The organism is Streptomyces sp. NPDC097595 (assembly GCF_044761525.1).
GTDB lineage: Bacteria > Actinomycetota > Actinomycetes > Streptomycetales > Streptomycetaceae > Streptomyces > Streptomyces drozdowiczii_A.
Genome location: NZ_JBIWCN010000003.1, coordinates 120,233 through 142,343, shown reverse-complemented (window position 1 = coordinate 142,343; position 22,111 = coordinate 120,233). Strand labels below are relative to the sequence as shown.

Here is a 22,111-nt window from a genome sequence, read left to right as displayed (position 1 = left end):
CGGGCGGCCCGTCGGGAGTGTGGCGCGACGCCCGCGGCCGCTCATCCGGCCACCGCCAGCGGATCGGTGCGGACGCGAGGGTGGCCGGTGAACACACTCGCCATGAACGCCTCGACCGGGAAGCCGTCCGCGTGCGCCAGCAGCAGCTCGACGTCCAGGCTGCGGAACGGCTCCAGGTAGATCTCCTTGGTCGTCTCGACCGTCCGGTGCCCGAGCATCGTCTGAACCAAGTGCCAGGCGTCTCCGAACTGGGCGCGGAAGTCTGCCCGTTCGTCGTCGCCGAGGTGCCCGAGACGGGCCGCGTGCACCAGCTTGCCGATCGCGTACCACTTGAGTGCGAGCGAGTGCCGCAACATATGGGCGGTGCAGCGGAAGGACTCCAGCCCCAAGTCCTTGATCCGCTGGTTCGCGGCGTCGAAGGTGTGCTCCCACCCGCGCCCTTGCCGAGGTAGTCCGTCCTCGTTCAGCCAGAGCGCCATCGGCTCCAGAGCGTAGTCCGTGCGGCGGAACAAGCGCAGGCGGGTCCGTGGACCGATGTCGTTCCAGGGCTTGGTCTCCCTGCCGCCGCGGCCGTCTTCCAACGTCACCGACTCGGTGCCGTCCGTTGACAGCACCAGGCGACGGTCGGCGATGCGCTCGTACCTGCCAGCGTCGTGGGCCCGCCGCACCGCCGCGGCCCGAGCACCCTCGACATAGGCGAGCACCCCTTTCATCGCCGACCGCGGTGTCCAGTACCTGTGCCCGTATCCGCCCTTGGCGCATGCGTCCGCGAGCTCGCAGGTGTAGTAACCGCGCCGCCGGTCATAGCGAGGCAGCTCGGGCAGCATCACGCTTGCCCACTCCGACACTCGCAGCCCGTTGCCGTACAGCCCGTCACAGAAAGCGACGTCACGCTGTTCGTTACGGCCCTTCCACCACCGATCAGGGCGCCCTGACAGATCCATCCCCCGCAAGCCCAGGTCACGCCACCGGGCATAGCCGCCCGGGTCCAGCCACTTGACGTTCTCCTTCCGGGTGATCCGAGGCGGATCGAAGTCCTCGAACGGGTTGAAGACGCCGTACTGGGCGTTCACCCACTTGTAGAACTTCTTGAGCGCGGCAAGGTCTCGGGAGAACGAGTTCGTCTGGATCGACTGATCGTTCTCAGGATCGGTCACTCGCCAGAACATAAACTCCTGGGCATCCTCCTCAGTGGTCTCCCACCAGCTGATCCCAAGCTTCACCAGGAAGTTCAGCCACACCCCCACCGAGTAGGTGTAGTCCCGCTGTGTGCCTTCGTCGAGGTTCCGCCACTTCGCGGAGGCGAGGCATGCGTTGACCCGTAAGTCCGGCCGTCCATCCGGGCCGATCAAAAACCGCTGCCCGTCGCGGATACCCAGGCTCTCCGCCCATGACGGCAGGCTCACGGCACGTTCGGGAAGTACGTCAGCAAGTGCGCCGAGAGACCGGCCAAGGTCGAATCGGTGGACTTGCCAGCATTGATGATGTCTTGCGGCAACTGTCACACAGTCATCAACGCGCCTAATCAACAACAGTTACTCGATACAGAACAAGGGGTACGTGGGCGACCCCGCGTACGACGCCGGGGCGTTGATGAAGTCTCGCGCGTACGCACTCGCGAGGACGGGCGAGGACCTGGCCCGCGCCGCCCACCGCATCGTGGACGTCTTCGCGGACGCCGCCGAGCTGGAGCGTGAACGCGTCCGCCGCTGGGCCCAGTTGCACGCTGTGCAGGCCGCCTTCTGGGCCCGGCGGCACGGGTTCCGGGTCGCTCGTGGCGGGCCTGAGCTGGAGTGGGTCACCGCCTTCGCGGACCGGCTGGCGGAGTTGCTGACCGAGCGGCCGCACTGATGTGGCACCGAGGCCGCCGGGGCCGCGCACCACAACCCGGCCGACACGCCGCGGCCCGGAGGGGCAGCCCCGCCCCTGTCCACCTCTCGGCATGTCGTCTTCTCGCCAGAGCGGGCTCTTGCTCTGCCTCACCGCCGGGCCTAACGTCGGCCACTGCGTTTCAGGGCGCGTCAGTTGAACCCCGACTGCGCGTCGGCCATGGTGTCGCATCCGACGAGGGAGCGAGTGATGAGCGAAGTACGCAAGATGGTTTCCCGTATTGCCACAGCAGGCGCGGTGGCAGCAGGGGCTCTGGTCCTGACCGTGGCGTCCACGGGAGCAGCCAACGCGGCGAGCGGCGGCTGGTTCAAGACCGTCGGCCAGTGCAACCAGTCCGGCCACAACATCGTGGAAACCTCCGGGTATACCTCGTGGACGTGCAAGCAATCCTCGACGCACAACCCGCCGTGGCATCTGATCCTCAGCTAGGGCACCTCCGTGGGCGGGCCGACCGAAATTCCGGGCGGCCCGCCCACTGCTGTCTCTACGATGCCCTCCGGTTCACCACACCCGGGCCATACAGAACAGGCGTGTCGATCGTCGGGTGGAGAGCAGTGCCCCTTTCCGGGGCGGTACCCCCTCAGAAGCGGAGAACAACGCGTGCGCACCGCATACCTCACGGTCACCATCCTCGGCATCTTCTTCAACGGTGCCGCCGCCGTGACCTACCTCATCGGCCACGAATACCCCAAGTCCCAGGCCGACATGAAGGGCATCCCCCGCAAGTACGTCCCCTGGCTCGGCATGTGCCTGACCGCGGGCACCCTCGGGCTGCTCGCCGGGTTCGCCGTGCCCGCGCTCGGCACGCTCGCCGCGTGCGGGCTGATCCTCTACTTCATCGGCGCGATCATCGCCCATCTGCGCGTCGGATCAAGAAACATCGTCGGCGGCATCGTCTTCCTGGCGACGGCGATCGCCGCCCTGATCCTGGGCGTGCAGTACCACGGGGCCTGGTGAGCGGGCCTCCTACCTACGGCTCGTGAGGTCCGCGTCCGTGATCGGGCGGACCACCCGGCACGGCGTACCCACCGCCACGCTCATCGGAGGAATGTCGCGGCTCACGACGCTGCCCGCGCCGATCACCGAGCCGTAGCCGATGCGGACGCCCGGCAGGACGACGACGTTGCTGCCGATCCACACCTTGTCCTCGATGACGATCGGCTCCGAGAAGCGGCCGAAATCCGCCCGGCGCGCGGGGTGTACCGGGTGGCCCGTCGTCGTCAGGGTCACGCTCGGGGCGATCATGACGTCGTCGCCGATGCGGATCTCCACGTCGTCCACGAACGTCAGATTCACGTTGCCGAAGAAGTCGTCGCCGATGTGCACGTTGCTGCCGAACGCGGCGTGGAACGGCGCCTGGAGGACCGTGCGTTCGCCCACCGAGGCGAAGATCTCCGTCAGCAGCGAACGCCGTCTCTCCGTGTCGCCCGGCGGCGTGTGGTTGTACGCGAAGATCTCGTCCTCACGCCGGGCCGGGGCCAGGAAGGCCGCCTCGGTCTCCGTGTAGACGAGCCCCTTCGCGATCCGCGCCCGTATCTCGCACTCGCCCCCGCGCTCGTTCTCGTACTCGTTCCGGTCGGTTTCAGCCATCGTGCGATGTTCCCCTCGTCGGGCGCCCCAGACCCGTGAGCCGGAGCGCGTATTCCGCCGCGATCGCCCCATTGGGCGCCGCCGCCCTCGCGGCCTCGTACATCTCCGCCGCCTCCTCCGTACGACCGAGCCGGCGCAGCGCGTCCGCCCGGACGGCGGGGAAGGCGTGGTGGCCCGCGAGTTCCTTCGGCGTACCCAGCGCGTCGACGGCCTCCAGCTGGGCCCGCGGTCCGTCCCGCATACCCAGGGCCACCGCGCGGTTCAGGGCCACGACCGGGTTGGCGCGCAGGGCGAGGAGGCTGTCGTACAGGGCCACGACGGCCGCCCAGTCGGTGGCGGCGGCGTCCGGTGCCAGGGCGTGCTGGGAGGCGATCGCCGCCTGGAGCGCGTAGGGGCCGCCCGCCGGGAGCGCCTCGCGGGCCAGCGCGGCGCCCTCGGTGATCAGCGCGCGGTCCCACAGCGAGCGGTCCTGGTGCTCCAGCGTGACCAGGCCGCCGTCGGCGTCGAGCCGGGCGGCGCGGCGGGAGTGCTGGAGCAGGAGCAGCGCCAGCAGGCCGCGGGCCTCCGGCTCGTCGGGAGCCTCGGCCACGACGAGGCGGGCGAGGCGGATGGCCTCCTCGGCCAGCTGATCGCGGGTGGCGTTGCCGTCGCTGGGCGCGTACCCCTCGGTGAAGATCAGGTAGAGCACGGCGAGGACCCCGCCGAGGCGTTCGGCCCGTGCACCTGGTGGAGGTACGCGGTACGGAATGCCGGCGGCCGCGATCTTCCGCTTGGCCCGCAGGACGCGCTGCGACACCGTGTCCTCGCCGGCCAGGAACGCGCGGGCGATCTCGCGCGTGGTGAGACCGCCGACCGCCCGCAGCGTGAGGGCCACCCGGGCGTCGAGCGGGAGCGCGGGGTGGCAGCAGGTGAAGATCAGCCGCAGCCGCTCGTCGCCGGGCGGCGCCGGTTCGTACGCCTCCTCCAGCGCCGCCGCCTCCGCGATCTTGTCGCGCTCCGTCGTGCGGCGCCGCAGTACGTCCACGGCGCGGCGCCGGGCGGCGGTCACCAGCCACGCCCCCGGGCTGCGCGGCACCCCGTCGCGATCCCAGGCCGGCAGGGCGCGGGCGAACGCGTCCTGCGCGCAGTCCTCGGCCAGCTCCCAGTCACCGGTGAGGCGGACGAGCGTGCCGAACACGACGCCCCATTCGGCGCGGTGGGCGGCCGCGAGCGCCGCGCGCACGGCCGCCGGCGAGGTGTCCCCGGCGAGCTCCGCCTCCGTACTCACCCGAAGTCCCTCCAGAACTCGCGCAGTTCCACGAGCCCCGACCGGGCCATGGGGCACCGCCCCACGTACTCCAGCGCCTGTTCGCGGTCCCCGTCGACGAAGACGATCCCCGTGACCCACTCGGCCACGTCCGCGTACCCCCCGTCCGTGACCAGGAGTTCGCCCCCGCGTCGCCGTACGAGCGTCGCGTCCTCGACCGGGCTCAGGTGCTCGCCGCCCAGGTAGCGGCCGGACGCCAGGCCGTCCCGTACCCACGCGGCCACCGCCGCCGGGTCCGGGGTGTACGGCGGCGCGGCCGGGTCGGTCCGCATGATCGCGAGAAAGCGGGAGGCAGGGGCGTCGCCCTCGTGCGGGACGTTGTCCGTGTCCGGGCCGTGGTCGAGCGGTTCGACGGGGCGGATCTCGATGCGGCCCGCGGTCGCCATCGGGTGCGAGGCGGCGACCTCCATCGCCTCGTCCAGGTCGGCCGCCTCCAGGAGGTCGTATCCGGCGATCCACTCGGCGGTCTCGGCGAACGGGCCGTCGGTGACCAGGACCTCGCCGGCGCGGACGCGCACCGTGGTCGTCTCCTCCACCGGCTTCAGCGGCATGCCCTCCAGCCGGACGCCGCGCCCGTTCCACTTCTCGACCCACGCCTCCGGGTTCTCGTCGATGCGCTCCCCGGCGGGGTCCGTGGCGATGAACAACACGTACTTCATGAGCGTTCTCCTTGCTGCCGTGCCGAACGTTTCATGAAGACGACGAACGGTGTCCACCGAATCCGACAGTCCGACGAGAAAAGTTTGCCGCCGGCCTCCGCCACCCGGAGCCGTCCCATCTCTTGACGTGCCCCTGACCGAATGGCTTCATGGGTCCACTGGTGTGGGAGCGCTCCCACGCCAGTAACCACCCCGCCCCTCCCCCTCTCTGGAGCCGCAGTGAGAACAGCGAGACATCCGGCGCAGCGCCCCGCCGCCGTCATCCTCACCGTCCTGGCCACCCTGCTCGGGTTGCTCGCCCTCGGAGCCGCCGCACCGGCGCAGGCCGCCGCCGGAACCGGGCTGCACATCAGCGACGGTCGGCTGGTCGAGGGCAACGGGAACGACTTCATCATGCGCGGCGTCAACCACGCGCACACCTGGTACCCCGGCGAAACCCAGTCCCTCGCCGACATCAAGGCCACCGGCGCGAACACCGTCCGCGTCGTGCTGTCCGACGGCTTCCGCTGGACCAGGAACGGGCCGGACGACGTCGCCGCCGTCGTCGCCGACTGCAAGGCGAACCGGCTCATCTGCGTCCTGGAGGTGCACGACACCACCGGATACGGCGAGGACTCCGCCGCCGGGACGCTGGACCACGCGGCCGACTACTGGATCTCCCTCAAGAGCGTCCTCCAGGGCCAGGAGGACTACGTCGTCATCGACATCGGCAACGAGCCCTGGGGCAACACCGATCCGGCCGGCTGGACCGCCCCCACCACCGCCGCGATCAAGAAGCTGCGCGCCGCGGGCTTCGCACACACGATCATGGTGGACGCGCCCAACTGGGGCCAGGACTGGCAGAACGTCATGCGGGACAACGCCCAGGCGGTCTACGACGCCGACACCACCGGCAACCTGCTCTTCTCGATCCACATGTACAGCGTCTACAACACCGCCCAGAAGGTCACCGACTATCTGAACGCCTTCGTGGACGCCGGACTGCCCCTGGTCATCGGTGAGTTCGGTGGCCCCGCCGACCAGTACGGCGACCCGGACGAGGACACGATGATGTCCGAGGCGCAGAAGCTCGGGCTCGGCTGGATCGCCTGGTCGTGGAGCGGCAACACCGACCCGATCCTCGATCTGACCATCGGCTTCGACCCGGCGCAGCTCAGCTCCTGGGGCGAGCGCATCTTCCACGGCGCGAACGGGATCGCGGAGACCTCCCACGAGGCCACGGTGTACGGCGGGCCGGCCGAGGAGGACACCGAGGCCCCGACGGCACCGGGCACCCCGGCCGCCTCCGCCGTCTCCGACACCTCCGCCACGCTGACCTGGGCCGCATCCTCCGACAACGTTGCCGTCGCGGGCTACGACGTGTTCCGCGTCAGCGGCGGTACGGAGACCAAGGTCGCCTCGTCCGCCACGACGAGCGTCACCGTGACGGGCCTCAGCGCCGACACCGCGTACTCCTTCGCGGTCTACGCGCGCGACGCGGCCGGCAACCGTTCGACGCGGTCGGCCGCCGTGAGCGTGACCACGGACGAGGGCGCGACCACCCCGGCGGGCAGCTGCTCGGTCGGTTACAAGGTGGTCGGCGAGTGGCAGGGCGGCTTCCAGGGCGAGATCACCATCCGCAACACGGGCACCGCCGCGATCGACGGCTGGAGGCTCGGTTTCGCCTTCGCCAACGGGCAGACGATCACCAACATGTGGGGCGGTACGCCCACGCAGTCCGGCGGTTCGGTGACCGTCGCGCCGGCCTCGTACACCTCCACGATCGCCCCGAACTCCTCGGTGACCGTGGGCTTCACGGGCAACCGGAGCGGTACGAACGCGGCCCCGGCCGCCTTCACCCTCAGCGGGGCGGCCTGCACGGCCGCGTGACACGGCACCGGCCGCAGGGGCTCGCGTCCCTGCGGCCGGGGTCATCGACTCAGCTGTCCGCCGAGGCACGTCGGTACGTCAGATACGCCGTTCCGCTTCCCAGGACCGTGTGGTCCGTGAGCGTCCAGGCGGCCGGTTCGAACGACGCGTTCCGGCCGAAGAGCGGGATGCCCGTGCCGATCGTCGTCGGGCTGAGCTTCAGGATCAGCGTGTCGATCTCCGCGTAGAGCGAGGCTGCCAGCTCGCCGCCGCCGACGAGCCAGATGTCCTTGCCGTCCTCCCGCTTCAACTCCCGTACGCGCGCGGCGGGATCGGTCGCGACAACCTCCACGGCGGGGTCCGGGCTCTCGCCCAGGGTGCGGGAGAACACCAGGTGCCGCAGATGCGGGTAGGCGTCCGTGACTCCGGCGTCGAGACCGATCCCGTACGAGCGCCTGCCCTCCACGACCGTGTCGAAGTGCGTGCCCTCCGCCGTCACGCCGAGCGCGGCCCGCGCCGGGCCGGGCAGGGTCTCCGGGTACTCCGCGATCAGGTGCTTGAGGTAGTCCTCCGGGATGGGCCAGAAGCCGTCCGGACCGCTGGGGTCGGAGCCGTCCGGGCCGGCGATGAAGCCGTCGAGGGTGGCGGCGATGAAGTACACCAGCTTGCGCACAGGGGGCCTTTCGTCCGGGGGCGGCCTCCGGTACGTGGGGGCCGTCGGCCGTTCATGATCGAACGGGCGCCCGTGGCAAGCAATGGGAATGACGGCTTCCGGCGCTCAGGACCCGTCCAGCGCCGGGGCGATCACCGCGAACGCGCGGTCCGTCAGCTCCGCCGGGGTCTCCGTCGAGCCGTCGGCGCTCCAGTGGTGCAGCACGGCGTCGAACGCGTCCAGCGCCATGCCCGCCGCCAGCCTGGGATAGAGGTCCGCCTCGGCGTCCCGCCCCAGCCGCCCGGCCAGCTCCCGCGCGAGGTCGTCGCGCCACCGCGCCTGGCGCTCCAGGAAACGGGCCAGCAGCGCGGGGGTGCGCAGGATCAGCCGTACGACGCGCAGCGCGCGCTCCCCGTGGTCCGCGCACGCGGCGAGCGGCACCCAGACCGCGTGGCGCAGGGCGACGGACGGCGGCTCGGCGGCGGGGCGGGCATGCGGTTCGCGTTCCCGCCGTCCGGCTGAACCAAGGCGCTCCCACCGCTCCGCAGCGCCCCGGGATTTGGATAGGGTGCCGTGTCTACAGCAGTGCTCTCCGGGGGAGTTACGAGTACATGAGCGGTCAGCAGCCAAGCAGAGGCGGCGCCTCGCAGGTCTTCCAGCCCCTCGTGGCTGACGACCCCACCACCATCGCCGGATACCGGCTGGCCGCCAAGCTCGGCGCGGGCGGCATGGGCAAGGTGTATCTGTCGTACACGCCCGGCGGCCGGCCCGTCGCGATCAAGGTGATCCGGCCCGAGTTCGGCGAGGACGCGGAGTTCCGGCGGCGGTTCGCGCAGGAGGTGCAGTCCGCGCAGCGCGTGCAGGGGCTGTTCACCGCGCCCGTGATCGACGCCGACACCCTGGGCGCGCAGCCGTGGCTCGCCACCGCGTACGTGCCGGGGCCCTCGCTCGCCGACGCGGTCGTCGAGCACGGCGCGCTGCCCGTCGAGGCGGTGCTGCTGCTGATCGCCGGCATGGCGGAGGCGCTGCACGTCATCCACGGCGCCGGGATCGTCCACCGCGACCTCAAGCCGTCCAACGTGCTGCTCGCGGCGGACGGGCCGCGCGTCATCGACTTCGGTATCGCGTACGCGGCCGACGCGACGTCGCTCACGGGGAGCGGGGTCACGATCGGCACCCCGTCGTTCATGGCGCCGGAGCAGGCCGCCGGGCGCAAGGTCACCGCCGCGACGGACATCTTCGCGCTCGGGCAGGTCGCGGTGTTCGCGTCGACCGGGACGCCCGCGTTCGGCGAGGGGACCTCGCACGGGGTGCTCTACCGGATCGTGCACGAGGACCCCGACCTCACGGGTGTGCCGGAGCGGCTGATGGAGCTCGTAGGGCGCTGCCTCGCGAAGAACCCGGAGGACCGGCCGTCGGTCGCCGAGGTGATCCGGCTCTGCCAGACCGCGAACGCGGAGACGGTGCTGCGGCGTCCGGAGGACTGGCTGCCGAAGCCGGTCGCGGCCGACATCACCGTACGGGCCGCCGCGCCGGCGCCCGTGCAGACGCCGCCGCCGCCATCGGCCGCCCCGGCCACGCCGCCGGTGGCCGCCGCGCCGACGACTCCGCCGGTGGCCGCCGCGCCTCCGGCTCCGGCCACGCCGGCCGCGTACTCCCCCACCACTCCGGCGCCGAGCACCCCGCCGCCGGGGTACGGGCCGCCGGTCACACCCGCGCCCGGGCAGGGGCCCGCGCCGGTGGGGCCGAGCGCGTACGGTGCGCCCACGGCGCCCTCCGCGCAGACCCCCGCGTACGGGTATCCGGCCGCCCAGCAGCCGTCGTACGGGTACCCGGGGCCGGGGGCCGGTTACCCCGGCGGGGGCGTGCCGCCGCAGTCCCACGTCACGCAGCCGGTGCCGCAGGCACCCGAGCCCCCCAAGCGGCGGCGGGGACGGGCCGCGGCCATCGCGGTCGTGGCCGCGCTGCTGGTCGGTGTGGCGGGCGGCGGGACGGCGTACTTCCTGTCGCAGAAGGACGACGACAAGGGGTCGCAGAGCGACACCACCGCCCAGGACAAGAACTCGCCCGCGCCCAAGGCGAGTTCCACGCCCGGCGCGGATCCCACCGGGGACGTCGAGGGCGGTGTCGAGCAGCCCGAGGGGCAGACCCCCGCGACGTCGGACCCGACGCCGCAGGACTTCACCGGGATCAACCTCACCCAGGGTTACCACCTGACGTTCGGCGACGCCGAGGTGCGGCCGCAGGACGGTGAGGACGACGGCTACGAGCTGACGTACGACTCCGGCGGGTACATCGAGGCGGAGAGCGAGGGCGGCAAGCTGATCCTGCTCGACCCGGGGCAGGCCGGGTCGCTGGATGTGTGCCGGGCGGAGACGCGGTTCGCCAGCAGCATCGAGACGAGCAAGCTGTCGAAGGGGCGGCAGGTGTGCGTGACTACGGGGACGGGGCATATGGCGCTCGTGACGTATCAGGGGCACTCGCCTGAGGATTCGCCGAGTGACTACATCACGCTCGACGTGACGGTCTGGCGCAACGCGCTGCGCTAGGAGGCACATGCGGCGGGCCTTGTCCCCTACCCGCCCCTTCCCGAAACCGGGGCGCTGCCCCGGACCCCGCTCCTCAATCGCCGGAGGGGCTTGGTTTTCGCCGCGGGTGTGCGACGGCGGCGGCAAAATCAAGCCCCTCCGGCGATTGAGGAGCGGGGGTCCGGGGGCAGCGCCCCCGCAAACGCCTCAGCCCGTGATCAGCCGCTGAAGCGCCGGCGCGTACAGGTCCGCGATGCGTTCCGGCGTCGCAGACGCCCCCGCCCCCTCCCGGTGGAGGCTCAACGTCGCGCCCAGGCCGAGCAGGTGACCGGCCAGGAGCTCCGCGCGCAACGCGCGCCCCTCTCCGGGGAGCCGGGCCGTCAGCGCGTCGGTGACCTGTTCGTGGAAGCGGTCGCGGAGCAGGGAGCGTTCGTCCTGGTTGCCCAGGGAGAAGACGACCCGGAGCAGCGGGTCCGACTGGAACTCCCGGCGGCGGGTCACCAGGGTCACCACCATGTGCCGGCCCAGCCCATCGAGCGGCGCGTCGAACAGCTCGGCCGCGGCCGGCCCGAAGTCGGCCACCGTGTTGAACAGCTCCTCCTTGCGGCCGAAGTGCTTGACCACCAGGGACGCGCTGACCCCCGCGTCCGCCGCGATCCCCCGGATCGTCACCTCCGCGTACGGCCGCTGCGTGAACGCCCGCCGGGCAGCGCGCAGGATCGCGTCGCGGCCCGTCGCGGTGATGGTCCGGCCGCCGGTCATGCGCCCTCCTGGATCCCCGCCGGCCGCACACCCCCCGTCAGGGTGCCCGGCACCTTGCGGCTCTCCTCGACCGTACCGGCCCGGGCGGGCCTGCCGCCCGGCAGCAGCAGCGTGACGACCAGGGCGGCGAGCGCCGCCCCCGCCGCGATGACGAAGACCAGCTGGTACGCGTGCAGGGTCGGCGCGGTCCGGCCCCCCGCCTGGAAGGTCAGGTTGGCCAGGACTGCCGCCACCGTCGCGCTGCAGAACGCCTGGCCGATCGACCGCATCAGGGTGTTCAGCCCGTTCGCCGCGCCGGTCTCGCTCACCGGCACGCCGCGCATCACGAGGGCCGGCAGCGCCGAGTACGCGATGGCCGTGCCGGAGGCGACGACCGTGGCGCCCGCGATGATGAGCCACAGGCTGTGGCTGGTGAAGTACCGCACCCCGTAACCCGCCGCGATGATCCCCGCCGCCAGCGCCAGGCTGACCTTCGGGCCGTGCTTCGCGGAGATCCGGGCGGAGACCGGGGACAGCGCCACCATGGCGACCCCGCCCGGCAGCAGGCACAGACCGCTGACGACGAGCGACGCGCCGAGCCCGTAACCGGTCGCCTTCGGCTCCTGCACCATCTGCGCGGTGACCAGCGAGTTCGCGTAGAAGGCGAAGCCGATGAGCAGGGCCGCGACGTTGGTGAGCAGGACGGCCGGGCGGGCGGAGACCCGCAGGTCGACCATGGGCGACGCCACGCGGAGCTCGTACGCCCCCCAGACCAGCGCCACCACGACGGCCGCCACGAGCAGGCCGACCGTGCGGCCGGAGGCCCAGCCCCAGTCGCCGCCCTGCGTGACCGCGAGCAGCAGGCAGACGAGCGCACCGGACAGGCCCAGGGCGCCGAGCGCGTCGAAGCGGCCTCGGCTGCGCAGCGGGGACTCCGGTACGAAGGCGAGGACGAGCGCGATGTCGATGAGGCCGATGACGCCGGAGACCCAGAACATCGTGTGCCAGTCGAAGTTCTCGACGACCAGCGCGGCGATCGGCAGGCCCACGGCGGCGCCGATGCCGAGCGTCGAGCTCATCAGCGCGACGGCGGACAGCACGCGCTCGGGCGGCAGTTCGTCGCGCAGGATGCTGATGCCCAGCGGTACGACGGCGATCGCGGCGCCCTGGAGCGCGCGGCCGGTGATCAGCACACCGATGTGGGAGCTCGCCCCGCAGAGCACCGAGCCCACCACGAGCACCGCGAGGGAGGCGACGAGCACCCGCCGCTTGCCGTACATGTCGCCGACCCGGCCGAGCACGGGCGTGAACACCGCGCCGGTCAGCAGCGTGACGGTCACCAGCCAGCTCGCGGCGGCCGGGGTGGCGCCGGTCAGCTCGGGGATGTGCGGGAGCAGCGGTACGACGATCGTCTGCATCACCGCGACGACGACCCCGCAGAAGGCGAGCACGCCCACCGCGAAGCGGGGGTGCGGGGCCTGGGCCGCGGGGGTGGACGGGGCGGTGGGGGCGGGTATGTCCGCGGGCATGGTTCTCCGTTGCCGACTCGGGGGTGCACGGATGTTCACCCCCCAGGGTAAACGCCTGTGCACCCCCTCGGCGACGGGTGGGTGGAAGCGCGCGTTAGCCTCGATCCGGGTGCGAGGCGCTTACGAGTGCGCCGGGCGCACACACCCCATGACATGGACGAAGGCGGAGGTGACCGCGATGGCGAAGGTGCCGGCAGCGGCGGTGGCGGCGGGCGGACTGGTCGGCGGTTACGCCGTCGCGCGGTGGACCCGCAAGCGTCCGCTGGGCGGGGTCGCGCTCGCGGCGGCGGGCGGCGTCGCCGCGTACGAGTGGAACCGGCAGGCGGGCCCGCGCGCGGCCGTCGCGCTGACCACCGCGTACGTGGCCGCGTTCGCGGGCTCGCACCCCCTGGCCAAGAGGGTCGGCGCCTGGCCCGCGGTCTTCACCGCGGCGGGCACGGTCGCCGCCGCGTCCTGGGCGGTCACCCGCCGCGCAGCCTGAACGGGCCGCCCTCCGGGCGCGCTGACGGGGCCGGGCGGGCCCGAACGGCCGCCCGCCTCACGCGACCCCGCCCCCTACCCCCACAGCGCCCACGACACCGTGTAGATCGCCAGGCCCGCCAGCGCCCCCACCACCGTGCCGTTGATGCGGATGAACTGCAGGTCACGCCCGATGTGGGCCTCGATCTTGCGGGAGGTCTGGTCCGCGTCCCAGCCGGCCACCGTGTCGCTGATCAGCGACGTGATCTCCGTCCGGTACGTCGTGACGACGTACGCCGCCGCGTCCTCCAGCCAGCCCTCCAGCTTGCCCTGGAGCCGTTCGTCCGTGGCCAGCCGGGCGCCCAGCGACATCAGTGAGGCGCGGGCGCGCAGCCGCAGCTCGCTCTGCTCGTCCTCCGCCGCCGCGATCACCATCGCGCGCACCGACGCCCAGGCCGAGGCGATGACGTCCTGGACCTCGCCGCGCCCCAGGATCTCCGACTTCAGGCGCTCCACCCGGTCACGGGTCTCCGAGTCGGTCTGGAGGTCGGCCGCGAAGTCCGCGAGGAACGTGTCGATGGAGCCGCGCGCCGGATGCCCCGGCATGTCCCGCATCTCCGTGACGAAGCGCAGGAGCTCCTTGTAGACCCGCTCCCCGACCCGCTTGTCCACGAACCGGGGCGTCCAGCCCGGCGCCCCGCCCTGCACCGCGTCCATCACCGAGTCGCCGTGCAGCACCAGCCAGTCGTGCGCGCGGGCGCAGACCAGGTCGACCAGCTTGCGGTGGCCGCCGTCCGCGACGACCTTCGCCAGCATCTTGCCGAGCCCCGGGCCGATCTCCGCCGCGTCGGCCCGCCGGGTGATCGCCTCGCCGACGACGGCCTGGACGTCCGCGTCCCGCAGAACGGTGAGCGCGCCGCGCAGCGCGGTCGACAGCTCGGCCGTGACCCGGTCCGCGTGGGCCGGGTCCGCGAGCCACCCGCCGACCCGGCCGCCGATGCCCAGCGAGTGAATCCGGTCACGTACGACGTCCCCGGAGAGAAAGTTCTCGCCGACGAAGGAACCGAGGGAGGCCCCGAGCTGGTCCTTCTTGGTGGGAATGATGGCGGTGTGCGGAATCGGCAGACCGAGCGGACGCTTGAAGAGGGCCGTGACGGCGAACCAGTCGGCCAGCGCACCCACCATGCCCGCCTCGGCGGCCGCCGCGACGAAGCCCGGCCAGCCGCTCACCCCCTCGTTCTTCGCCCAGGTGGCGAGGACGTACACCAGCGCGACCAGCAGAAGGAGGCCGGTGGCCGTGGTCTTCATACGGCGTACGCCACGACGCTTCTCCTCGTCCGCCGCGGTGTACGCGAACGAGGCGAGCCCCCCGGGTCTCGCCCTGCCACCGGGCCCCGGAGGCAGTCCGCCCCGCTCGGTCCGCCCGGTTCCGTCGATCCGTTCCATCCGCTCCACCCGTCCGCGTACGCACAGCACCAGGCGTCCGCTACGCATTGTGCCTACCTGACCTACTCCCGGCCCGCACGTCGAGTTCCCCGCGCCCTGCCGCATCATGGGAACCGGTCCACTTCCCCCGCTTTCCTCATTTCCGCAAGGAGACACACCGCCCATGCCCAGGCGCCAGGGGTACGCCCTGCTCATAGCCCTCGTGGCGGGTACCGCCGCGCTCGCCGCAGCCGTGGCGTTCGCCGGTTCCCTGCTGTTCAACGGGGACAGGGCGACGGCCGCCGCCACGACTGCCCCGCAGGGCGTGGCCCACAGCCCGGCCGCCCCGGCGCACTCCTCCGGGCACTGGCTCGCCACCTGGGCGGCGGCGCCCGTCGCGGGCGTGGCCGACCCGGCGCAGGCGGAGGACCAGAGCCGGCGCGTCATCCGCAACGTCGTGCACACCAGCATCGGCGGCACGGAGGCCCGCGTGACCCTGTCCAACCTGTTCGGCACACGGCCCCTGCTCATCGACCGCGTCACCGTGAACACCCGCCCCGTGACGTTCCGGGGCGCCTCGTCCGTCACGGTCGCCGCCGGCGGGCAGACCGTCAGCGACGCCGTCGCCGTCCCGGTCGACGCGGACGCCGACCTCGTGGTCGCCCTGCGCACCCCGACCGCCGACGGGCCGGTCACCGCGCACCCGAACAGCCACCAGACCTCGTACACCGAGGACGGCCGGGGCACCTGGGCCACCACGCAGTGGCGCTACCTCACCGCCGTCGACGTGCGGGGCGGCGACGCGAAGGCGACCGGGACCCTGGTCGCGTTCGGCGACTCGCTCACCGCCGGCTCCGGCTCCACCACCGACGCCAACACCCGCTGGCCGGACGCCCTTGCCGACCGGCTGCACGGCGGATACGCGGTGGTCAACGAAGGCATCGGCGGCAACCGCCTCCTGCGCGACGGCATCGGCCCGCGCGCCCTCGACCGCTTCGAGCGCGACGTCCTCGGCGTCTCCGGCGCGAAGACCGTCGTCATCGCGCTCGGCATCAACGACATCCAGGCGCTCCCGAGGGAGACCGACCCCGAGCGGATCACCGACGCCCTGCGCGACCTCACCCGGCGCGCCCACGCCCGCGGTCTGAAGGTCATCGGCGCGACCCTCATGCCGTACCAGAGCTCGGCGGTCTGGACCGCCGCCGGTGAGCAGGTACGCCGGTCCGTCAACGCGGAGATCCGGGCGGGCGGGATCTTCGACGAGGTCCTCGACTCCGACCTCGCCCTGCGCGACCCGGCCCACCCCCAGCGGCTCCGCCCCGCGTACGACTCCGGCGACCACCTTCACCTCAACGACGCCGGGTACGCCCGTCTGGCATCGCTGCTGGACGTGAACACCCTGACCGGGGACAGGCCGAAGGTCGACGCGCTCTGAGCTGGGAGGGGCGATCGCCTAGCGGCCCTCGCCCTTCTCCAGGCGCCCCCGCTCGCGCTCGGCCTCCCGCAGCCGCTGCTTCTCCGCCTTGCCGCGCTTGTGCTCCACCCCGACGCCGCCCATGAGCGCGAAGCCGGTGATCCGGACCCGGGGCGCGTCCGGCGCGGGGGCCGACTCGTCCTTGACGTGCTCCCCGAAGCCGCCCATGATGCCGATGCCCCGGACGTCCACGTTCAGATCCGGCGGGACCGTCACATGGATACCGCCCATGATCGTGAAGCAGCGGATCACGGTCTCGCGGGACTCGAAGTTCGCCTCGCGCAGGTCGATGGTGCCGCCGCCCCACATCGCGAACGCGGTGAACACCTTGCCGACCGTCCAGTTGCCCCGGCGGCGGAAACCGCCGTAGAACGCGAAGCCCCCGGTCGATGTCGCCGGCCGCCCGATCCGCTCCGACCAGCGGGCCGCCGAACCCGACCGGGGCCGCACGACGGCAGGCGCCGACGAGGCGGAGCCGACGGCCGGCAGATCGCGGACGAGCGGCTCCAGCTCGCCGTGCGTCCGCGCCCGGTAGGCGGTGTCCAGGCGCTGCTCGAACTCCTCCATCTCCAGGCGCCCTTCGGCGACCGCCTCGCGCAGGATCTCGGCAACACGTTCACGCTCGGCGTCGGAGGCCCGCATCTCGGGAAGTTCGCTCGTCATACCGCGCAGCCTATTGAACGGCCGCCCTCACGTCACCGGCTCCCCCGGCCGGTCGCGCGCGTACATCTTCGCGATCACCGCCTCGATGTCCGGCTCCCGCACCGAAAGGTCCGCCAACGGGTACTCCGCGGCGATCCGCGCCACCAGCGGGGCCGCCGACGCGGACGCCGGGAAGGCCAGCCACTGGCGCGGGCCCTCCACCTTCACCGTCCGCACCGAGGGCTCCGACTCCAGCCGGATCGGCGGGAGTTCGCGCTCCAGGTCGACCACGAGCGTCCGCTCGCTCTCCCCCACCTCGTGCAGCCCGGCCAACGCACCGTCGTACATCAGCCGGCCGTGGTCGATCACCATCACCCGGCTGCACAACTGCTCGATGTCCGTGAGGTCGTGGGTCGTCAGCAGCACCGTCGTCCCGCGCTCCGCGTTCAAGTCCCGCAGGAACTGCCGCACCTTGGCCTTGGACACCACATCGAGGCCGATCGTCGGCTCGTCCAGATACAGCACCTCCGGATCGTGCAGCAGCGCCGCCGCGATGTCCCCGCGCATCCGCTGCCCCAGCGACAGCTGACGCACCGGTACGTCCAACAGCTCACCCAGGTCCAGGAGTTCGACACACCGGTCCAGATTGGCCCGGAAGCGCGCGTCCGGCACCCGGTACATCCGGTGCATCAGCCGGTACGAGTCGCGCAGCGGCAGGTCCCACCAGAGCGTCGTACGCTGGCCGAAGACCACACCGATCCGCTGCGCCAGCCGCGTACGCTCCCGCGAGGGGTCGATGCCCGCGACGCGCAGGGAGCCGCCACTCGGCGTGAGGATGCCCGTCAGCATCTTGATCGTGGTCGACTTCCCGGCCCCGTTCGGCCCGATGTAGCCGACCATCTCCCCGCGCTCCACCCGGAAGCTGATCCCGTCGACCGCCCGCACCTGGCGCCGCTCGGCGCGCAGGAAGCCCGTCCTGCGGCGGACGTCGAAGACCTTCTCCAGCCGGTCCAACTCGATGAAGGCCGCCCCGGCGCCCGTCCGCCCGGCCGTGCTCGTATCCGTGTCCGTGTCCGTACCCATGCCGCTCCCGCTCCCTGTCCCGTCCATCAACTTCCCGTACTCCGGTACGCCCGCAGCCCCGCCCGCCACACCAGGCCCGCCCCGGTCGCGCAGACGGCGGCCACCACCGGCGGCAGGAACGCCACCGGGTCCGGCAGCCCCAACGGCAGCTCCCGGCCCAGCACGTACAGCGCCGGCAGCCAGTTCACGAAGGCCAGCGGCACCACGAAGGTCACCCCGCGCACCAGGTCCTTCGCGAAGATCGTCGGCGGGTACTGGAGCAGCGTGTTGCCCCCGTACGTGAACGAGTTCTGCACCTGCGAGGCGTCCTGCGCGATGAACTGGAACGCCCCGCCGGCCACGAACACCGCCCCGAAGATCACCGACCCGCTCAGCAGCATCAGCGGCAGCAGAACCGCCTTCGCCAAGGTCCAGTCGATGTCCGCCGCCACCAGCCCGTAGCCGAGGACCAGCAGCCCCTGGGTGATCCGCCCCAGCCTGCGCAGCGCGAAGCGGTCCGCCGCCACCTGCGCGAGGACCGGGACCGGCCGCACCAGCAACGTGTCCAACGTGCCGTCGCGCACCCGGCGGCCCAGCCGGTCCATCGACCCCATCAGCATGTCCGCCAGGCCGAAGGCCGTCCCCGAGGCCCCGTACAGCAGGGCGATCTCCGGGAGCGTGTAGCCGCCCAGCGCGTCGACGTGCGCGAACATCAGCATGATCGTCACGAAGTCGAACGCCGTCGCCATGAAGTTGCCGACCGCCGTCATCAGGAACGACGCCCGGTACGCCATCGTGGAGCGCAGCCACATCGACACGATCAGCCCGTACGCCCGCACCCCCTCGACCAGCCGCGACCGCGGGGCGAACACCGCCTCCGGCGCCTCCGGCACGGCCGCCTCCACCACCTCAGCCACCCTGGACCACCACCCTCCGCGTCGCCACGCCCTGCACCATCCGCCCCGCCAGCAGCAACACCGCGGCCCAGGACGCCTGGAACACGTACACCCGCACCAGCCCCCAGCCCGTGTGCTTGCCCAGGAACACATCCGCCGGCACCTGGAGCAGCGCCGACCACGGCATCAGCCGCGCCACCTCGCCCAGCAGCCCCGGGAACAGGCTCAGCGGCAGCAGCATCCCCGAGAAGAACAGCCCCGCCAGAAAGGCGATCTGCGCCGCGCCCGCCCCGTCCATCAGCCAGAAGGCGGACAGCGCCACCAGATAGCGGATGCCGAAGCTCACCACCACACCCAGCGCCACCGAGACGAGGAACGCCAGCCACGGCCCCGCCGAACCCGGCAGCGCCAGGTCGAACGCCAGCCCGCCGAGCACCATCGGCACGATGCCGCGCCCCAGCAGATGGAAGGCCGCCCGGCCCAAGTCCTGCGCCAGCCACCACAGCTGGAGATCGATCGGGCGGTACAGGTCGACCGCGATGTCGCCCGTGCGGATGCGCTCGATGAGTTCGTCCTCGAAGCCGCCGCCCATCATCACGCAGGTCATCAGCAGCGCCTGGCCCAGCCAGACGAAGGTGAGCGCCTGCGGCATGTCGTAACCGCCGAGGCGCGGCCGCTCGTCCCACAACGCCATGTACGTATAGGCGAGGATGAAGCCGAAGACGGTGTTGGTGAACACCCCCGCCGCCGTCTCGATCCGATAGGTGGCGTAACGGCGGAAACCGCCCGCCGCCACCACCGCGTAGACCCGCACAGCAACCGCCTCCCCGTCAACGGGTGCCGCACCGTGCGTGGACACCAAAGCGCAGGAGCCTAGTCCAGCCGGGACGGCCGCCGCGAGCGCTTTTCGGCCGTCGATCCAAGGGATATGCGCCAGAAAAGGGCACTATGGGGGAACTGACCGCGGCCGAGGAGTCTGCACCGACATGAGCGACGAGCCACAGCAGCAGAACGGGGACACCGACCCCCCGGGCTGGGCCCCCAGGGACCTGCCTGCCGACGCCGCCGCCCCCGGACCGGCCCCCGAAGGCGAGACACCCGAAGCCAAGGCCCCCGCAGCCACCGGCGCGAAAAAGCCCAAGCGCCCCAAGCGCACCGGCTGGCGGCGGCTGATCCCCACCTGGCGCATGGTCCTCGGCGGCGTACTCCTCATCGCCCTGCTCCTGGTCGGCGGGTTCATCGCCGGCTACCAGCTGGTCGACATCCCCGCGGCCAACGCCAAAGCCACCGCCCAGTCCAACGTCTACCTGTACGCCGACGGCACGGTCATCGCCCGCGACGGCAAGATCAACCGCGAGAGCATCAAGCTCGCCCAGGTCCCGCTCACCGTCCGGCACGCCGTCCTCGCCGCCGAGGACCGCGACTTCTACTCCGAACGCGCCGTCGACATCAAGGCGATGTTCCGGGCCGGCTGGAACACCGTCACCGGCAAGGGCAAGCAGGGCGGTTCGACCATCACCCAGCAGTACGTCAAGAACTACTACCTGGGCCAGGAACAGACCGTCGTCCGCAAGATCAAGGAATTCTTCATCTCGATCAAGCTCAACCGGGAACAGTCCAAGGACCAGATCCTGGAGGGCTACCTCAACACCAGCTACTTCGGCCGCAACGCCTACGGCATCCAGGCCGCCTCCCAGGCGTACTACGGCAAGGACATCGGCGACGTCACCACCGCCCAGGGCGCGTACCTCGCCTCCCTGCTCAACGCCCCCAGCGCCTACGACGTCGTCGCCTACCCCGAGAACAAGCCCGCCGCCGTCGCCCGCTGGAACTACGTACTGGACGGCATGGTCAAGGAGAAGTGGCTCGACCCCGCCGAGCGCGCCGCGATGACCTTCCCCGTCCCCGGCCCCGTGAAGCCCGCCAACAGCCTCTCCGGGCAGCGCGGCTACATCGTCAAGGCCGTCGAGGACTACCTCGTCGACAACGACATCCTGGACGAGAAGACCCTCGCCACCCGCGGCTACCGCATCACCACCACGCTCCAGCGGAAAAGGCAGGACGCCCTCGTCGAAGCGGTCGAGGACAAGGTCATGTCCAAGACCGACGACGACCGCGAGGCCGACCGCGACGTCCGCGTCGGCGGCGCCTCCATCGACCCCGCCACCGGCCATGTCGTCGCCATGTACGGCGGCGTCGACTACACCCGGCAGTACGTCAACAACGCGACCCGCCGCGACTACCAGGTCGGCTCCACCTTCAAACCGTTCGTCTTCACCTCGGCCGTCGCCAACGACTCCACCACCCAGGACGGCCGCCGCATCACCCCCAGCACCATCTACGACGGCACCAACAAGCGCATGGTCGAGGGCCCGAACGGACCCACCGGCTACGACCCCGCCAACGAGGACGACCGCAGCTACGGCCCCATCACCGTGTCCACCGCCACCGACAAGTCCGTCAACGCCGTCTACGCCCAGATGGCCGAGGACGTCGGCCCCGAGAAGGTCCGGCGGACCGCCGTCGACCTCGGCATCCCCAAGGACACCTCCGACCTCACCCCCACCCCCTCCATCGCACTCGGCGTCGCCACCGCCAGCGTCCTCGACATGACCGAGGCGTACGCGACCCTCGCCGCCCACGGCAAGCACGGCGCCCATGTCCTGGTCAGCGAGGTCACCAAGGACGGCGAGGACGTCACCCTGCCCGGCCGTACGGTGAAGCAGGCCGTCAGCCGCGAGGCCGCCGACACCACCACATCGATCCTCCAGAGCGTCGTGGAGGGCGGCACCGGAACCGCCGCCCGGGGCGCGGGCCGCCCCGCCGCCGGAAAGACCGGCACCGCCGAGGAGGACCGGGCCGCCTGGTTCGCCGGCTACACCCCGGACCTCGCCACCGTCATCGCCGTGATGGGCCAGGACCCCGACACCGGAGCCCAGAAGTCCCTCTACGGCGCGCTCGGCCTCCCCCGCATCAACGGCGGCGGCGCCCCCGCCGAGACCTGGGCCCAGTACACCGGGGCGGCCCTGAAGGGCACCCCCGCCCAGGACTTCGACCTCGACGTGGAGGAGGACACCGGCGACACCGCGCTGCCCACCGCCGAGGACACCGCCCCCGGCGACACCGGCCGCCGCACCCCCTCGGCCACCCCCCGGCGCACCCCGCCCACCACCCCGTCCCGGACCCCGTCCGCCCCGCGCACCACCCCCGGCACCACGGACAACCCGGCCGGAGGCACGGGCGCCGGCGGCACGACGGACGGCGGGGCGGACACGGGCGGCGGGGACGGCGGGGACAACGGGGGCGGGGACGGCGGCGACATCGGCGGCTTCCTCGAAGGGCCACGCGGCACCCGGGCACCCAGCATCCGGCCCTGAGCGCCTGAAGCCCTGAAGCCCTGAAGCCTTGAA

The 22,111-nt window shown here is 72.0% G+C and carries 20 protein-coding genes and 1 pseudogene; 8 read left to right on the top strand and 13 right to left on the bottom strand.

Features of this window, described 5'->3' with window-relative positions; all coding sequences use genetic code 11:
* Window positions 1-41: 41 nt before the first annotated feature.
* The gene (locus ACIQZN_RS05565; protein ID WP_403988645.1) at window positions 42-1,406 is read right to left on the bottom strand and encodes a site-specific integrase; all 1,365 of its coding nucleotides are present in this window, start codon (window positions 1,404-1,406) and stop codon (window positions 42-44) included.
* A gap of 118 nt (window positions 1,407-1,524) precedes the next feature.
* Here ACIQZN_RS05565 and ACIQZN_RS05560 point away from each other — a divergent pair, with 118 nt between their 5' ends.
* From ACIQZN_RS05560 to ACIQZN_RS05550, 3 genes are all read left to right on the top strand, one after another.
* Window positions 1,525-1,851 (top strand): aminoglycoside phosphotransferase family protein, encoded by a 327-nt coding sequence (locus ACIQZN_RS05560; protein ID WP_403989161.1) that lies wholly within the window; start codon window positions 1,525-1,527, stop codon window positions 1,849-1,851.
* A 228-nt stretch (window positions 1,852-2,079) separates the two neighbouring features.
* Window positions 2,080-2,319, top strand: a complete 240-nt coding sequence (locus ACIQZN_RS05555) for a hypothetical protein (RefSeq protein ID WP_328900346.1) — start codon at window positions 2,080-2,082, stop codon at window positions 2,317-2,319.
* 171 nt (window positions 2,320-2,490) lie between these two features.
* Window positions 2,491-2,847 (top strand): DoxX family protein, encoded by a 357-nt coding sequence (locus ACIQZN_RS05550; protein ID WP_403988643.1) that lies wholly within the window; start codon window positions 2,491-2,493, stop codon window positions 2,845-2,847.
* Window positions 2,848-2,856: 9 nt separating this feature from the next.
* Here the strand turns inward: ACIQZN_RS05550 and ACIQZN_RS05545 are convergent, their stop codons facing one another.
* Genes ACIQZN_RS05545 through ACIQZN_RS05535 form a run of 3 tightly spaced genes read right to left on the bottom strand, consistent with a single transcriptional unit; the run spans window position 2,857 to window position 5,445 of the window.
* Window positions 2,857-3,480, bottom strand: a complete 624-nt coding sequence (locus tag ACIQZN_RS05545) for a sugar O-acetyltransferase (RefSeq protein WP_403988641.1) — start codon at window positions 3,478-3,480, stop codon at window positions 2,857-2,859.
* Complete coding sequence (locus ACIQZN_RS05540) at window positions 3,473-4,747, bottom strand: RNA polymerase sigma factor (RefSeq protein ID WP_403988639.1); 1,275 nt, start codon at window positions 4,745-4,747, stop codon at window positions 3,473-3,475. The genes ACIQZN_RS05545 and ACIQZN_RS05540 overlap by 8 nt, the downstream gene beginning before the upstream one ends.
* Window positions 4,744-5,445 (bottom strand): YciI family protein, encoded by a 702-nt coding sequence (locus ACIQZN_RS05535; protein ID WP_403988637.1) that lies wholly within the window; start codon window positions 5,443-5,445, stop codon window positions 4,744-4,746. Before ACIQZN_RS05535 ends, ACIQZN_RS05540 begins: the two co-directional genes overlap by 4 nt.
* A 219-nt stretch (window positions 5,446-5,664) precedes the next feature.
* Between ACIQZN_RS05535 and ACIQZN_RS05530 the strand changes: the two genes are divergently transcribed.
* Complete coding sequence (locus tag ACIQZN_RS05530) at window positions 5,665-7,314, top strand: cellulase family glycosylhydrolase (protein ID WP_403988635.1); 1,650 nt, start codon at window positions 5,665-5,667, stop codon at window positions 7,312-7,314.
* A gap of 49 nt (window positions 7,315-7,363) precedes the next feature.
* On the opposite strand, the gene ACIQZN_RS05525 is transcribed toward ACIQZN_RS05530, so the two are convergent.
* The gene (locus ACIQZN_RS05525) at window positions 7,364-7,966 is read right to left on the bottom strand and encodes a dihydrofolate reductase family protein (protein ID WP_403988633.1); all 603 of its coding nucleotides are present in this window, start codon (window positions 7,964-7,966) and stop codon (window positions 7,364-7,366) included.
* 105 nt (window positions 7,967-8,071) lie between these two features.
* Window positions 8,072-8,437 (bottom strand): annotated as a pseudogene (locus ACIQZN_RS05520) (TetR family transcriptional regulator); the annotation flags it as partial.
* 119 nt (window positions 8,438-8,556) lie between these two features.
* Between ACIQZN_RS05520 and ACIQZN_RS05515 the strand changes: the two are divergent.
* Complete coding sequence (locus ACIQZN_RS05515; protein ID WP_403988631.1) at window positions 8,557-10,494, top strand: serine/threonine-protein kinase; 1,938 nt, start codon at window positions 8,557-8,559, stop codon at window positions 10,492-10,494.
* A gap of 186 nt (window positions 10,495-10,680) precedes the next feature.
* Here the strand turns inward: ACIQZN_RS05515 and ACIQZN_RS05510 are convergent, their stop codons facing one another.
* Window positions 10,681-11,235: a TetR family transcriptional regulator gene (locus ACIQZN_RS05510; RefSeq protein ID WP_403988629.1), complete on the bottom strand. Its 555-nt coding sequence runs from the start codon at window positions 11,233-11,235 to the stop codon at window positions 10,681-10,683.
* Window positions 11,232-12,743, bottom strand: a complete 1,512-nt coding sequence (locus ACIQZN_RS05505) for an MFS transporter (protein ID WP_403988627.1) — start codon at window positions 12,741-12,743, stop codon at window positions 11,232-11,234. Before ACIQZN_RS05505 ends, ACIQZN_RS05510 begins: the two co-directional genes overlap by 4 nt.
* 148 nt (window positions 12,744-12,891) lie before the next feature.
* On the opposite strand from ACIQZN_RS05505, the gene ACIQZN_RS05500 reads away from it, so the two are divergent.
* Window positions 12,892-13,224: a hypothetical protein gene (locus ACIQZN_RS05500; RefSeq protein ID WP_403988625.1), complete on the top strand. Its 333-nt coding sequence runs from the start codon at window positions 12,892-12,894 to the stop codon at window positions 13,222-13,224.
* A 74-nt stretch (window positions 13,225-13,298) separates the two neighbouring features.
* On the opposite strand, the gene ACIQZN_RS05495 is transcribed toward ACIQZN_RS05500, so the two are convergent.
* Window positions 13,299-14,648 carry a DUF445 domain-containing protein gene (locus tag ACIQZN_RS05495; protein ID WP_403989159.1) on the bottom strand — a complete coding sequence of 450 codons (1,350 nt, stop codon included), beginning with the start codon at window positions 14,646-14,648 and terminating at the stop codon, window positions 13,299-13,301.
* Between the two features lie 163 nt (window positions 14,649-14,811).
* Here ACIQZN_RS05495 and ACIQZN_RS05490 point away from each other — a divergent pair, with 163 nt between their 5' ends.
* Window positions 14,812-16,062: an SGNH/GDSL hydrolase family protein gene (locus ACIQZN_RS05490; RefSeq protein WP_403988623.1), complete on the top strand. Its 1,251-nt coding sequence runs from the start codon at window positions 14,812-14,814 to the stop codon at window positions 16,060-16,062.
* Window positions 16,063-16,080: 18 nt separating this feature from the next.
* Here ACIQZN_RS05490 and ACIQZN_RS05485 read toward each other — a convergent pair whose 3' ends face one another.
* The 4 genes from ACIQZN_RS05485 to ACIQZN_RS05470 are packed head-to-tail and all read right to left on the bottom strand — an operon-like array spanning window position 16,081 to window position 19,515.
* The gene (locus ACIQZN_RS05485) at window positions 16,081-16,743 is read right to left on the bottom strand and encodes a DUF1707 domain-containing protein (RefSeq protein WP_403989157.1); all 663 of its coding nucleotides are present in this window, start codon (window positions 16,741-16,743) and stop codon (window positions 16,081-16,083) included.
* Window positions 16,744-16,791: 48 nt separating this feature from the next.
* Entirely contained in the window at window positions 16,792-17,826 is a 1,035-nt protein-coding gene (locus ACIQZN_RS05480) for an ATP-binding cassette domain-containing protein (RefSeq protein ID WP_403988621.1), read from the bottom strand.
* A 26-nt stretch (window positions 17,827-17,852) separates the two neighbouring features.
* A complete protein-coding gene (locus ACIQZN_RS05475) occupies window positions 17,853-18,722 on the bottom strand; it encodes an ABC transporter permease (protein ID WP_403988619.1) in 870 nt (289 codons plus the stop codon).
* Window positions 18,715-19,515 carry an ABC transporter permease gene (locus tag ACIQZN_RS05470; protein WP_403988617.1) on the bottom strand — a complete coding sequence of 267 codons (801 nt, stop codon included), beginning with the start codon at window positions 19,513-19,515 and terminating at the stop codon, window positions 18,715-18,717. Before ACIQZN_RS05470 ends, ACIQZN_RS05475 begins: the two co-directional genes overlap by 8 nt.
* 172 nt (window positions 19,516-19,687) lie before the next feature.
* On the opposite strand from ACIQZN_RS05470, the gene ACIQZN_RS05465 reads away from it, so the two are divergent.
* On the top strand, window positions 19,688-22,078 hold the full coding sequence (locus tag ACIQZN_RS05465) for a transglycosylase domain-containing protein (RefSeq protein WP_403988615.1): 2,391 nt from the start codon (window positions 19,688-19,690) through the stop codon (window positions 22,076-22,078).
* The last annotated feature ends 33 nt before the right edge of the window (window positions 22,079-22,111 follow it).

What these genes read in the sequence shown, in the direction of transcription:
- ACIQZN_RS05510 (WP_403988629.1), bottom strand. Translation starts at nt 11,235, where the DNA reads ATGACCGGCGGCCGGACCATCACCGCGACGGGCCGCGACGCGATCCTG.
- ACIQZN_RS05505 (WP_403988627.1), bottom strand. Translation starts at nt 12,743, where the DNA reads ATGCCCGCGGACATACCCGCCCCCACCGCCCCGTCCACCCCCGCGGCC.
- ACIQZN_RS05480 (WP_403988621.1), bottom strand. Translation starts at nt 17,826, where the DNA reads ATGGGTACGGACACGGACACGGATACGAGCACGGCCGGGCGGACGGGC.
- ACIQZN_RS05535 (WP_403988637.1), bottom strand. Translation starts at nt 5,445, where the DNA reads ATGAAGTACGTGTTGTTCATCGCCACGGACCCCGCCGGGGAGCGCATC.
- ACIQZN_RS05465 (WP_403988615.1), top strand. Translation starts at nt 19,688, where the DNA reads ATGAGCGACGAGCCACAGCAGCAGAACGGGGACACCGACCCCCCGGGC.
- ACIQZN_RS05495 (WP_403989159.1), bottom strand. Translation starts at nt 14,648, where the DNA reads ATGGAACGGATCGACGGAACCGGGCGGACCGAGCGGGGCGGACTGCCT.
- ACIQZN_RS05545 (WP_403988641.1), bottom strand. Translation starts at nt 3,480, where the DNA reads ATGGCTGAAACCGACCGGAACGAGTACGAGAACGAGCGCGGGGGCGAG.
- ACIQZN_RS05485 (WP_403989157.1), bottom strand. Translation starts at nt 16,743, where the DNA reads ATGCGGGCCTCCGACGCCGAGCGTGAACGTGTTGCCGAGATCCTGCGC.
- ACIQZN_RS05500 (WP_403988625.1), top strand. Translation starts at nt 12,892, where the DNA reads ATGACATGGACGAAGGCGGAGGTGACCGCGATGGCGAAGGTGCCGGCA.
- ACIQZN_RS05490 (WP_403988623.1), top strand. Translation starts at nt 14,812, where the DNA reads ATGCCCAGGCGCCAGGGGTACGCCCTGCTCATAGCCCTCGTGGCGGGT.
- ACIQZN_RS05515 (WP_403988631.1), top strand. Translation starts at nt 8,557, where the DNA reads ATGAGCGGTCAGCAGCCAAGCAGAGGCGGCGCCTCGCAGGTCTTCCAG.
- ACIQZN_RS05555 (WP_328900346.1), top strand. Translation starts at nt 2,080, where the DNA reads ATGAGCGAAGTACGCAAGATGGTTTCCCGTATTGCCACAGCAGGCGCG.